At 72.0% G+C, this 12,824-nt stretch carries 9 protein-coding genes; 5 read left to right on the forward strand and 4 right to left on the reverse strand.

The annotated features are described in order from the left end of the window. Window positions 1-261: 261 nt before the first annotated feature. The gene (gltB, locus tag BLW57_RS28665) at window positions 262-4,854 is read left to right on the forward strand and encodes a glutamate synthase large subunit (RefSeq protein ID WP_176985767.1); all 4,593 of its coding nucleotides are present in this window, start codon (window positions 262-264) and stop codon (window positions 4,852-4,854) included. After that, the gene (locus tag BLW57_RS28670; RefSeq protein ID WP_093478453.1) at window positions 4,847-6,310 is read left to right on the forward strand and encodes a glutamate synthase subunit beta; all 1,464 of its coding nucleotides are present in this window, start codon (window positions 4,847-4,849) and stop codon (window positions 6,308-6,310) included. The genes gltB and BLW57_RS28670 overlap by 8 nt, the downstream gene beginning before the upstream one ends. A 131-nt stretch (window positions 6,311-6,441) precedes the next feature. Here BLW57_RS28670 and BLW57_RS28675 read toward each other — a convergent pair whose 3' ends face one another. Beyond that, the gene (locus tag BLW57_RS28675) at window positions 6,442-7,344 is read right to left on the reverse strand and encodes a chitosanase (protein ID WP_093478455.1); all 903 of its coding nucleotides are present in this window, start codon (window positions 7,342-7,344) and stop codon (window positions 6,442-6,444) included. Beyond that, window positions 7,341-8,258 (reverse strand): rhomboid family intramembrane serine protease, encoded by a 918-nt coding sequence (locus tag BLW57_RS28680; protein ID WP_093478456.1) that lies wholly within the window; start codon window positions 8,256-8,258, stop codon window positions 7,341-7,343. The genes BLW57_RS28675 and BLW57_RS28680 overlap by 4 nt, the downstream gene beginning before the upstream one ends. Before the next feature lie 141 nt (window positions 8,259-8,399). Here BLW57_RS28680 and BLW57_RS28685 point away from each other — a divergent pair, with 141 nt between their 5' ends. After that, entirely contained in the window at window positions 8,400-9,125 is a 726-nt protein-coding gene (locus BLW57_RS28685; RefSeq protein ID WP_093478458.1) for a VWA domain-containing protein, read from the forward strand. 8 nt (window positions 9,126-9,133) lie between these two features. Here BLW57_RS28685 and BLW57_RS28690 read toward each other — a convergent pair whose 3' ends face one another. After that, complete coding sequence (locus tag BLW57_RS28690) at window positions 9,134-10,177, reverse strand: acyl-CoA dehydrogenase family protein (RefSeq protein WP_093478459.1); 1,044 nt, start codon at window positions 10,175-10,177, stop codon at window positions 9,134-9,136. Beyond that, the gene (locus BLW57_RS28695; RefSeq protein WP_093480935.1) at window positions 10,177-11,316 is read right to left on the reverse strand and encodes an acyl-CoA dehydrogenase family protein; all 1,140 of its coding nucleotides are present in this window, start codon (window positions 11,314-11,316) and stop codon (window positions 10,177-10,179) included. Before BLW57_RS28695 ends, BLW57_RS28690 begins: the two co-directional genes overlap by 1 nt. A gap of 53 nt (window positions 11,317-11,369) precedes the next feature. Between BLW57_RS28695 and BLW57_RS28700 the strand changes: the two genes are divergently transcribed. Further along, entirely contained in the window at window positions 11,370-12,155 is a 786-nt protein-coding gene (locus BLW57_RS28700; RefSeq protein ID WP_093478461.1) for an SDR family oxidoreductase, read from the forward strand. Between the two features lie 26 nt (window positions 12,156-12,181). Beyond that, window positions 12,182-12,805, forward strand: a complete 624-nt coding sequence (locus tag BLW57_RS28705; RefSeq protein ID WP_093478462.1) for a TetR/AcrR family transcriptional regulator — start codon at window positions 12,182-12,184, stop codon at window positions 12,803-12,805. Window positions 12,806-12,824 lie beyond the last annotated feature (19 nt).

Consider the following 12,824-nt stretch of genomic DNA (forward strand, 5'->3'; position numbering starts at 1 on the left):
CCCCAGGGCCGACGGACACCGATCCGACCGATCTCGTCCGCAGTGGTCCCCCGCATACGTTTCGCCGCCCCGCGCGGCACCCCGCCGCACCCGTGTGGCACCCGGCCACGGACCCCGTGGCGTCCGCATGGTGGAACGGAGTATCCGGTTCCCGAGTCCGGATCCATCATGTAACCTGCACGAAATTTTGCACTTATCGCAGAGGGCCAACGTCGTCCCTCGGCACTTGCCACATGCCACATGACGACGACGGGAGAGCCGATGCGTACGCCGCGCCAGCCGTCCCAGCATTCCGCGAATGGCCAGAACTGGTCCTTCATGGATGCTCGCCCTGCTGCACAGGGTATGTACGACCCCCGCAACGAACACGACGCCTGCGGCGTCGGTTTCGTCGCCACTCTCACCGGCGACGCGTCGCACACGCTGGTCGAGCAGGCGCTCACCGTACTGCGCAACCTGGAGCACCGCGGCGCCACCGGCTCCGAGCCCGACTCCGGCGACGGCGCGGGCATCCTCTCCCAGGTGCCGGACGCCTTCTTCCGTGAGGTGGCCGGATTCGGCCTCCCCGCGGCCGGCTCCTACGCCGTGGGCATCGCCTTCCTGCCGGAGGAGGGGACCGAGGACGCCGTCTCACGTATCGAGACGATCGCGGCCGAGGAGGGCCTCACGGTCCTCGGCTGGCGCGCGGTCCCGGTCGCCCCGGAGCTGCTGGGCGCCACCGCCCGCTCCACCATGCCGGCCTTCCGGCAGATCTTCGTCGAGGACGGCGCCAGCGAGGGCATCGCGCTGGACCGCAAGGCGTTCGCGCTGCGCAAGCGCGCCGAGCGCGAGGTGGGCGTGTACTTCCCGTCCCTCTCCGCCCGGACGATCGTCTACAAGGGCATGCTGACCACCGGCCAGCTGGAGCCCTTCTTCCCGGACCTGTCCGACCGCCGCTTCGCGTCGGCCGTCGCGCTCGTCCACTCGCGTTTCTCCACCAACACCTTCCCGTCGTGGCCGCTCGCGCACCCGTACCGCTTCGTCGCGCACAACGGTGAGATCAACACCGTCAAGGGCAACCGCAACTGGATGCGCGCCCGCGAGTCCCAGCTCGTCTCCGAGCTCTTCGGGGACCGCGACCTCGAGCGCCTCTTCCCGCTGTGCACGCCCGACGCCTCCGACTCGGCCACCTTCGACGAGGTGCTGGAGCTGCTCCACCTCGGTGGCCGCTCGCTACCCCACTCCGTGCTGATGATGATCCCGGAGGCGTGGGAGAACCACGACTCCATGGACCCGGCCCGGCGCGCCTTCTACCAGTTCCACTCCACGATGATGGAGCCCTGGGACGGCCCCGCCTGCGTCACCTTCACCGACGGCACCCAGGTCGGCGCCGTGCTCGACCGCAACGGTCTGCGCCCCGGCCGCTACTGGGTCACCGACGACGGCCTCGTCGTCCTCGGCTCCGAGGTCGGCGTCCTCGACATCGACCCGGCCAAGGTCGTCCGCAAGGGCCGGCTGCAGCCCGGCAGGATGTTCCTCGTCGACACCGCCGAGCACCGCATCATCGAGGACGACGAGATCAAGGCGTCCCTCGCCGCCGAGAAGCCGTACGCGGAGTGGCTGGAGGCCGGCGAGATCGAGCTGGGCGACCTGCCCGAGCGCGAGCACATCGTCCACACCCACGCCTCGGTCACCCGCCGCCAGCAGACCTTCGGCTACACCGAGGAAGAGCTGCGCGTCATCCTCGCGCCGATGGCCCGCAGCGGCGCCGAGCCGATCGGCTCCATGGGCACGGACTCGCCCATCGCGGCCCTGTCCGAGCGCCCGCGGCTGCTCTTCGACTACTTCACCCAGCTCTTCGCGCAGGTCACCAACCCGCCGCTGGACGCGATCCGCGAGGAGCTGGTCACCTCCCTGCGCTCGTCGCTGGGCCCGGAGGGCAACCTGCTGGAGCCCACGGCCGCCTCGTGCCGCTCGGTGACCCTCCCCTTCCCGGTCATCGACAACGACGAGCTGGCCAAGCTCATCCACATCAACGCCGACGGCGACATGCCCGGCTTCAAGGCCGCGACCCTCTCCGGCCTGTACCGGGTCTCCGGCGGCGGCGACTCGCTCGCCGCCCGCATCGAGGAGATCTGCGCCGAGGCCGACGCGGCCATCGACAACGGTGCCCGGCTGATCGTCCTGTCGGACCGGCACTCGGACGCCGAGCACGCCCCGATCCCGTCGCTGCTGCTCACCTCGGCCGTCCACCACCACCTCATCCGCACCAAGCAGCGGACCCAGGTCGGCCTGCTGGTCGAGGCCGGTGACGTCCGCGAGGTCCACCACGTCGCCCTGCTCATCGGCTTCGGCGCGGCCGCCGTGAACCCCTACCTGGCGATGGAGTCCGTCGAGGACCTGGTCCGCGCCGGCACCTTCCTGTCCGGTGCCGAGCCCGAGCAGGCCATCCGCAACCTGATCTACGCCCTCGGCAAGGGCGTCCTGAAGGTCATGTCCAAGATGGGCATCTCCACCGTCGCCTCCTACCGCGGCGCCCAGGTCTTCGAGGCCGTCGGCCTGGACCAGCAGTTCGTCGAGAAGTACTTCAACGGCACCGCCACCAAGATCGGCGGCGTCGGCATCGACGTCATCGCCAAGGAGGTCGCCGCCCGCCACGCCAAGGCCTACCCGGCCTCCGGCATCGCTCCCGCGCACCGCGCGCTGGAGATCGGCGGCGAGTACCAGTGGCGCCGCGAGGGCGAGCCGCACCTGTTCGACCCGGAGACCGTCTTCCGGCTCCAGCACTCCACGCGCACGGGCCGCTACGACATCTTCAAGAAGTACACGGACCGCGTGAACGAGCAGTCCGAGCGCCTGATGACGCTGCGCGGCCTGTTCGGCTTCACGTCGGACCGCCCGTCGATCCCCGTCGACGAGGTCGAGCCGGTCAGCGAGATCGTCAAGCGGTTCTCCACGGGCGCCATGTCGTACGGCTCCATCTCCAAGGAGGCGCACGAGACCCTCGCCATCGCCATGAACCAGCTGGGCGGCAAGTCCAACACCGGTGAGGGCGGCGAGGACCCGGAGCGCCTGTACGACCCGGCGCGCCGCTCGGCGATCAAGCAGGTCGCCTCCGGCCGCTTCGGCGTGACCTCCGAGTACCTGGTCAACGCGGACGACATCCAGATCAAGATGGCCCAGGGCGCCAAGCCCGGCGAGGGCGGCCAGCTGCCCGGCCACAAGGTGTACCCGTGGGTCGCCAAGACCCGTCACTCGACGCCGGGTGTCGGTCTGATCTCGCCGCCGCCGCACCACGACATCTACTCCATCGAGGACCTCGCCCAGCTGATCCACGACCTGAAGAACGCGAACCCGCAGGCGCGGATCCACGTGAAGCTGGTCTCCGAGGTCGGCGTCGGCACGGTCGCGGCCGGTGTGTCCAAGGCGCACGCGGACGTCGTCCTGATCTCCGGCCACGACGGCGGCACCGGCGCCTCCCCGCTGACCTCCCTGAAGCACGCGGGCGGCCCCTGGGAGCTCGGCCTCGCCGAGACCCAGCAGACCCTGCTGCTCAACGGCCTGCGCGACCGGATCGTGGTGCAGACCGACGGCCAGCTGAAGACCGGCCGTGACGTGGTCGTCGCCGCACTGCTCGGCGCCGAGGAGTTCGGTTTCGCGACCGCTCCGCTCGTCGTCTCCGGCTGCATCATGATGCGCGTCTGCCACCTGGACACCTGCCCGGTCGGCATCGCCACCCAGAACCCGACGCTGCGCGAGCGCTTCGCCGGCCAGGCCGAGCACGTCGTCAACTTCTTCCGGTTCATCGCCGAGGAGGTCCGCGAGCTGCTCGCGGAGCTGGGCTTCCGCTCCATCGAGGAGGCCGTCGGTCACGCCGAGGTGCTGGACGTCGAGCGCGCGGTCGACCACTGGAAGGCGCAGGGCCTGGAGCTGGAGCCCCTGTTCCACGTGCCGGACCTGCCCGAGGGCGCCGTCCGCCACCGGGTGATCGCCCAGGACCACGGCCTGGAGAAGGCGCTCGACAACGAGCTGATCAAGCTCGCCGCCGACGCCCTGGCCGCGAGCGACGCGACCGAGGCGCAGCCGGTGCGCGCCCAGGTCGCCATCCGCAACATCAACCGCACGGTCGGCACCATGCTCGGCCACGAGGTGACGAAGAAGTTCGGCGGCGCGGGCCTGCCCGACGACACCGTCGACATCACCTTCACCGGCTCCGCCGGCCAGTCCTTCGGCGCGTTCCTGCCGCGCGGCGTCACGCTGCGCCTGGAGGGCGACGCCAACGACTACGTCGGCAAGGGCCTGTCCGGCGGCCGGATCGTCGTCCGCCCGGACCGCGCGGCCGACCACCTCGCCGAGTACTCGACCATCGCGGGCAACACGATCGGCTACGGCGCCACCGGCGGCGAGCTGTTCCTGCGCGGCCGTACCGGTGAACGGTTCTGCGTCCGCAACTCCGGCGCGCTGGTCGTCTCCGAGGGCGTGGGCGACCACGGCTGCGAGTACATGACCGGTGGCCACGCGGTCGTCCTCGGCCCGACCGGCCGCAACTTCGCGGCGGGCATGTCCGGCGGCGTCGCCTACGTCATCGACCTCGACCGCGACAACGTCAACGTCGGCAACGTCGACGCCGTCGAGGCGCTGGACGACACGGACAAGCAGTGGCTGCACGACGTGGTGCGCCGGCACGCCGAGGAGACCGGCTCGACGGTCGCCGGGAAGCTGCTCGCCGACTGGGACGCCTCCGCGGAGCGCTTCAGCAAGATCATCCCCAGCACGTACAAGGCAGTGCTCGCCGCCAAGGACGCCGCCGAGCGAGCCGGTCTCTCCGAGACCGAGATCACCGAGAAGATGATGGAGGCGGCGACCAATGGCTGACCCGAAGGGCTTCCTGAACCACGGCCGTGAGGTCGCCAAGTCCCGTCCCGTCGAGGTGCGCCTGAAGGACTGGAACGAGGTCTACGTCCCCGGCTCCCTGCTGCCGATCATCAGCAAGCAGGCCAGCCGCTGCATGGACTGCGGCATCCCGTTCTGCCACAACGGCTGTCCGCTCGGGAACCTGATCCCGGAGTGGAACGACTACGCCTACCGCGAGGACTGGTCGGCGGCGTCGGAGCGGCTGCACGCCACGAACAACTTCCCGGAGTTCACCGGCCGGCTCTGCCCGGCCCCCTGCGAGTCGGCGTGCGTGCTCGGCATCAACCAGTCGCCGGTCACCATCAAGAACGTCGAGGTCTCGATCATCGACAAGGCGTGGGAGACCGGTGACGTCGCCCCGCAGGCGCCCGAGCGGCTGTCCGGCAAGACGGTCGCGGTCATCGGCTCGGGCCCGGCGGGCCTGGCCGCCGCCCAGCAGCTGACCCGGGCCGGTCACACCGTCGCCGTCTACGAGCGCGCGGACCGCATCGGAGGCCTCCTGCGGTACGGCATCCCCGAGTTCAAGATGGAGAAGCGGCACATCAACCGCCGTATCGAGCAGATGCGCGCGGAGGGCACCCGCTTCCGTACCGGTGTCGAGGTCGGCCGGGACATCAACGCCCGCGACCTGAAGAAGCGGTACGACGCGATCGTGATCGCCGCCGGTTCCACGACCGCCCGCGACCTTCCGGTGCCGGGCCGTGAACTCAAGGGCATCTACCAGGCGATGGAGTTCCTGCCCCTGGCGAACAAGGTCCAGGAGGGCGACTACGTCACCGCCCCGATCTCGGCCGAGGGCAAGCACGTCGTGGTCATCGGCGGCGGCGACACGGGCGCGGACTGCGTGGGCACCGCCCACCGCCAGGGCGCGGCCTCCGTCACCCAGCTGGAGATCATGCCCCGCCCGAACGACGAGCGGCACGCGACGAACCAGCCCTGGCCGACCTTCCCGATCCTCTACAAGGTCACCTCGGCCCACGAGGAGGGCGGCGAGCGGATCTACTCCGCCTCCACCACCCACTTCGAGGGCGACGAGGACGGCAACGTGCAGTGGCTGCACCTGGCCGAGGTCGAGTTCGTCGACGGCAAGCTGAACCAGAAGCCGGGCAGCGAGCGCAAGATCCCGGCCCAGCTGGTCACCCTTGCCATGGGCTTCACCGGCACCGACCGGGAGAACGGCCTGGTCGAGCAGTTCGGCCTGGAGCTCGACGAGCGCGGCAACGTCGCCCGCGACGCCGCCTTCCAGACGAACGTGCCCGGCGTGTTCGTCGCCGGCGACGCGGGCCGCGGCCAGTCGCTGATCGTCTGGGCGATCGCCGAGGGCCGTTCCGCGGCCCGCGGTGTCGACCGCTTCCTGACCGGCGCCAGCGACCTGCCGGCCCCGATCCGCCCGACCGACCGCGCGCTCGCGGTCTGACCCGCCCGAGGGCCTGACAAGCCCTCACGAGACGTCCCGTACAAAGGCGTACGGAACACTGACGGCGCCCGCCCACCTGTCCCCGACCGGACTCTTGGGCGGGCGCCGCCGCATGCCCGGCAGCCTCGCGGCTACGGCACCCGGTACGACTCCCCGTACACCTTCCACCGGAGCGGCGTGCGCAGGTCCAGGTTGCCGTCGTAGAGGAACTCCCGCTGGGCCGTGTCGATGCGGGAGGTGTCGATGGTGGCCTTCCTCGCCTTCATGGCCTTGCGGCGCACATCCAGGAAGATGTCCAGGTAGTTCTTCTCGCTGCCGCCCTCGGAGGGGCTGTCGGCCTCCGCGAGGGCGCGCTCGCGCAACCCGTAGAAGCTGTTCGGGCCCGTGCCGGGGCCGTGGAAGACCATTGCGTCGAAGTAGACGAACTGGCCCAGCGTGCCCAGGCCGTCGAGCTTGGCGAGCCGGACGGCCGGCTCGAAGTAGACGCGGTCGCGCTCCTTCTCCTGCGCGTCGCGGAACGCGGGGACCTTCGCCTCCCGCTTCCACGCCGGGACGAAGCCCGGCTCCAGACCCTTGTGGGAGGGCGTACCGTCGACCTTGCGCAGGGCGGGCAGGTAGCGCGCCAGCCCGTTGTGCGGGTGGGCCTCGGTGTAGCGCTCGACCAGGGTCCGCAGGTCGTGGGTGCCGGTGCAGAAGCCGATGATGCCGGCGGTGTAGCCCTGCCCGTCGCCGATGTCCTCGATGTAGCCGTAGGCGCTTTGCCAGTCGAGCGTGGAGTTCTCGGCGCTCGCCACGAGCCGCTGCGCCAGCTCCTTCTTCGCGGGCGCCTCCAGACCGGCCGGGGCGTCGGCGATGACCTCCGCGTCCTCGGCCCGCTCCGACTCGGCCCGCGTCTTGGCCTCCTGGCGGGCCTGCTGGGCGGCGGACAGGCGCGTGCCCCCGGAGTCGCCGGACCCGTCGGGGGTGGCGGCGTACACCGCCGCGGTGACGACGACCGGCACGGCCGCGAACAGCAGGACTCCGGCTCGTCTCATGCGCCGGCCCCTCCCGTGAGATCCGATACCTTCACCAGCGCCAGGATGAGCAGCAACGCCGACAGGGCCACGCAGGCGCCCGTCTGGACGAGGGTACGGCGCCCGTCCCGGGGAGCGTACGCGTAGGCCAGCGTCACGGCGCCGCCGGCCAGCAGCCCGCCGAGGTGCGCCTCCCAGGACGTCACCCACGCGGACAGCACCAGCCAGAGCAGCAGGCCGCCCATGTGCTGGTTGACCGACCGCATGTCGTAGCCGAGGCGGCGGCCCATCACGTAGTAGGCGGCGCCGAGACCGAAGATCGCGCCCGACGCGCCGATCGTCAGGGCCTCCGGGGCGACGAGCAGGACGAGGACCGAACCGCCCAGTGCCGACAGCAGGTAGAGGGCGAGATAGCGGACGCGGCCCAGCTGCGCCTCCACGACACGGCCGACGGTCCACAGCGAGGCCATGTTCATCACGATGTGCAGCACGCCGATGCCGTCGTCCGGCGGCATGTGCAGGAAGGCGCTGGTCAGCAGCCGCTCCCACTCACCGCCCACGAGGCCCTCGGCGTGCATCGAGCCGTACGGGTACTGCCACAGGTAGTGCGCGCCGTCCGTGTCGCGCAGCCCGGCGCCCAGCATGCCGAACCGGTCCACCACCGAGGGCCGTGCCAGCTCCGCCAGGTAGGCGAGCACGTTGAGCCCGATCAGGACGTACGTCACCAGCGGCACGGCGCTGATCCGGCCGCCGAACACGGTCCGCGCCTGCCGTACCGTCCGCGCGCCCTCCTTCACGCACCCCACGCACTGGTGGCCGACCGCGGCCTCGCGCATGCAGGACGGGCAGATGTAGCGGTCGCAGCGGGTGCAGCGGACGTGGGACTCCACCCGGGGATGGCGATAGCACGTGGTGACGGCTGACTCGGCGGTCACAACCGGCTCCTTGGAGGAAGGCTGGGCAGGAAACGAGCCGGTGGGGACGGCGGCGAACAAAATAGCGAACGGTGGCGGCCGCGGGGACACCAGGGGCGCGTGATCACGTAGGCTCGGCGCCCCGGACGGCGAGGGGGGACCATGGCCGCGATCAGTCTGCGCAAGGTGGAGGAGACGGCACCCGCGCTGGTGGGCGCCTACCGGTCGGCGGGGGTGTCACTGCGCAAGCACGGCCTGGACGGGCTGCGGGCCGCCGTGTACCTGGTGGTCGACTACTCGGGCTCCATGCGGCCGTACTACCAGGACGGCAGTGTGCAGGCGCTCGCCGACCGGGTGCTGGGCCTGTCCGCGCACCTGGACGACGACGGCCGGGTGCCCGTGGTGTTCTTCTCGACCGACGTCGACGCCGTCACCGACATCGCCCTCGACGGCCATGCGGGCCGTATCGAGCGGATCGCGGCCTCACTCGGGCACATGGGCAAGACGAGCTACCACCTGGCGATGGACACCGTCATCGACCACTACCTGGACAGCGGCGCGACCGCACCCGCGCTGGTCGTCTTCCAGACCGACGGCGGCCCGATCAACAAGCTCGCCGCCGAACGCTACCTGTGCAAGGCGGCGAGGCTCCCGTTGTTCTGGCAGTTCGTCGGCTTCGGCGACCCGGGCAGCCGGCAGTTCGAGTTCCTGCGCAAGCTGGACGAGCTGGCGGTGCCCGGCAAGCGGCCCGTGGACAACGCCGGCTTCTTCCACGCGGGCCGCGACCCGCGGCGGGTGTCGGACACCGAGCTGTACGACCGTCTCGTCGGCGAGTTCCCGCAGTGGCTGGCGGCCGCACGCGTCGCGGGCATCGTGCCGTCGGCCTGAGCCACCGGTCACCGGCCCGGGAGCCCCGACGCCGCGCCGGCCGCGTCCTCGAGGACCGCGTCCCGGCACTCCTCGGGTGTGCCCCATGCCGAGCGCAGGGCGCGGGCTCTGGTCAGCAGCAGGGACAGGTCGTCCTCGGCCGTGTACCCGATCGCGCCGTGCAGTTGGAGGGCCGCGCGGGCGGTGCCGTACGCCGCCTCGCAGGCCTTCAGTTTGGCGGCCGCCACATCGGCGGGACGCAGGGTGGTCGCCGCGCCGAAGAGCAGCGGCCGGGCGAACTCCAGGGCGATCATCGCGTCGGCGAGGCGGTGCTTGACCGCCTGGAACGAGCCGATGGGCACGCCGAACTGGGTGCGCCGCCTGACGTGCGCGACCGTCCGGTCCAGCAGGGCGAGCCCGGTGCCGAGGGCCTGGGCGGCGGTGGCGAGCCGGGACCAGGTGAGCGCGTGCTCCACGGCCGGGCGGACCCCGGGGCCGCTCGCGAGGACCTCACCGCCGGACGGCAGGAGGGACAGCCGGCGCGCGGGGTCCAGCGAGGGACGCGAGCCGGCGGGGGCGGGAGCGAGGCGGACTTCGGCGAGGCCGGTGCCGCGGCCGGCGGGGGGACGGGCCGCGCCGCCGGCGCCGTGCACCGCCAGCCGGACGGCGGCCGCCTCCGCGTCCAGGGCGTACGACCCGGCCGGCGCCAGGGTCGCCATCGACTCGCCCGACAGCAGCCCGGGCAGGAACCGGCCGGCCGGTGCCGGGTCGTCCAGGGAGGCGAGCAGCACGGCCGCGCCCACCGTCTCGGCCAGCGGTCCCGGCAGCGCGTGCCGGCCCGACTCGACGCAGGCCACGGCGACTTCCACCGGACGCGGGCCCCAGCCGCCCCGCGCCTCGGGGACGGCGAGCCCGAACACCCCCGCGTCCGCGAACCGGCGCCACAGCGCACGGCCGCCCGCGCGCTCGCCCCGGCTCCACTCCCGTACCGCCGACGCGGTGTCCGTGGCCGTCAGCAGCGCGCGCAGGGAGTCGGCGAAGGCCCGCTGCTCGGTGTCGAGGAGAAAGCGCATCAGCGGCGTCCCTTCGGCAGGCCGAGCAGGCGCTCGGCGACGATGTCCCGCTGGATCTCGTTGGTGCCGGCGTAGATGGGGCCCGCGAGGGAGAACACGTACCCCTCCGCCCACGCCGTGTCCGCCAGCTCGCCCTCCTCGCCGAGGAGATCGAGTGCCGTCTCGTGCAGCGCGAGGTCGAGTTCGGACCAGAACACCTTGTTCATGCTGGACTCCGGGCCGAGCGCGGCGCCGTCCAGGAGGCGGGAGGCGGCCGCGTAGGTGAACAGCTGATAGGCACGGGCGCCGATCACGGCGTCCGCCACCCCGGCCCGCGCCCGCCCGGGGCTGCCCTGGGCCCGCCACAGCTCCAGCAGCCGGCCGGCGGCGGCGAGGAACCGGCCGGGGGAGCGCAGGGTGAGGCCGCGTTCGTCGCCCGCCGTGGACATCGCGATCCGCCAGCCCCGGCCGGGCTCGCCGATCACGTCCTCGTCCGGCACGAACACCTCGTCCAGGAACAGCTCCCCGAAGGCGGGTTTCCCGTCCAGGCGGCGGATCGGACGGACGGTGACGCCGGGGGCCCGCAGGTCGAACATCAGGTACGTGAGCCCCTGGTGCGGCCGCTCGGCCGCCGGATCGCTGCGGAACAGCCCGAAGGCCCGGTCGGCGAAGGCCGCCCGGGAGGACCAGGTCTTCTGCCCGCTCAGGCGCCAGCCGCCCGGGGTGCGCACCGCCCGGGAGGTGAGCGAGGCCAGGTCCGAGCCCGCCTCCGGCTCCGACCAGGCCTGCGCCCAGACCACCTCGCCGGAGGCCATCGGCGGCAGCACGCGCGCGCGTTGCTCCTCCGTGCCGTGGTCGAAGAGGGTGGACGCGAGCAGACTGACGCCGTTCTGCCCGACCCGGCCCGGCGCGCCCGCCGCCCAGTACTCCTCCTCGAAGACCAGCCAGCGCAGCAGCCCGGCGTCCCGGCCGCCGTACTTCTCCGGCCAGGACACCACCGACCAGCGGTCCGCGGCCAGTTCGGCCTCCCAGGCGCGGTGCGCCGCGAAGCCCTCCGCCGTCTCCAGGGACGGCAGCGGTGTGCGCGGCACGTGCGCCTCCAGCCAGGCCCGGGCCTCGGCGCGGAACTTCTCGTCGTCCTCGGAGTGGGTCAGGTCCACGGTCGCCGTCACCAACCTTCCCTAACAAGTGTTTGGTAGGTTAGCGTGGCCCTATGACAGGCGTCGAGAGCCCGGCCTACGTACCCGGGCACGGACTGCTGCGGGGGCGCACCGCCGTCGTCACCGCGGCGGCCGGTGCGGGCATCGGCGGCGCGACCGCGCGCCGGTTCCTGGAGGAGGGCGCACGGGTCCTCATCAGCGACGCCCACACGCGCCGGCTGAAGGAGTACGAGGCCGAGCTGGGCCGTGAGTTCCCGGGCGCGGTGAGCGCCGAACCGTGCGACGTCACCGACGAGGCACAGGTGCGGGCCCTCTTCGACGCGGCCGCGGCCGAGCACGGCCGGCTGGACGTCGTCGTCAACAACGCCGGACTCGGCGGCACCGCGGAGCTCGCCGACATGACCGACGAGCAGTGGACCCGCGTCCTCGACGTCACCTTGAACGGCACCTTCCGCTGCACCCGGGCGGCCCTGCGCGCCATGCGGCAGACCGGCGGCGGGGTGATCGTCAACAACGCCTCGGTCGTCGGCTGGCGCGCCCAGGCCGGGCAGGCGCACTACGCCGCCGCCAAGGCCGGGGTGATGGCCCTGACCCGCTGCGCGGCCGTCGAGGCGGCCGCGTACGGCGTGCGGGTCAACGCGGTCGCCCCGAGCCTCGCCATGCACCCGCACCTGGTGAAGGTCACCTCCGCCGAACTGCTGGCGGAACTCACCGCCCGCGAGGCCTTCGGGCGGTACGCGGAGCCCTGGGAGGTGGCCAACGTGATCGTGTTCCTCGCCTCCGGCTACTCCTCCTACATGACCGGCGAGGTCGTCGCCGTCAGCAGCCGGCACGCGTGATGACCCGGGCAGACCACAATGGGGGCGTGCCGACCAAGAAGAAGCCCCAGGTGACCGCCGCGGCCGCCCGGCGCGGCGAACTCCTCACCACCGCCGCCGAGGTGTTCGCCGAGCACGGCTACAACGCCACCACCGTCCGCAGGATCGCCGACCACGCGGGGATGCTCGCGGGCAGCCTCTACTACCACTTCGACTCCAAGGAGTCGATGCTCGAGGAGATCCTGCGGACCTTCCTCGACGAGCTGTGGGACGGCTACGACACCGTCCTCGCCTCCGGACTCGGGCCCCGCCGGACGCTGGAGGCGCTGGTCACCGAGTCCTTCCGGGAGATCGACCGGCACCGGGCCGCCGTCGCCATCTACCAGAAGGAGAGCAGGCAACTCGCCGCCCAGGACCGGTTCGCGTTCCTTGCCGAGTCGCAGCGCCGGTTCGAGACGGCCTGGCTCAGCACGCTGGAACGCGGCGTCGCCGAACGGGTCTTCCGCGCCGACCTCGACGTGCGGCTCACCTACCGCTTCGTGCGGGACACCGTGTGGGTCGCCGCCTCCTGGTACCGGCCCGGGGGACAGCACAGCCCCGAGGAGATCGCCCGGCAGTACCTGTCGATGGTGCTCGACGGGATCGCCGTACGCGACGAGCAGAGCGGATAGAGCCCACCCAACGTCCCTT

The sequence above is a fragment of the Streptomyces sp. 1222.5 genome (assembly GCF_900105245.1).
Classification (GTDB): domain Bacteria; phylum Actinomycetota; class Actinomycetes; order Streptomycetales; family Streptomycetaceae; genus Streptomyces; species Streptomyces albidocamelliae.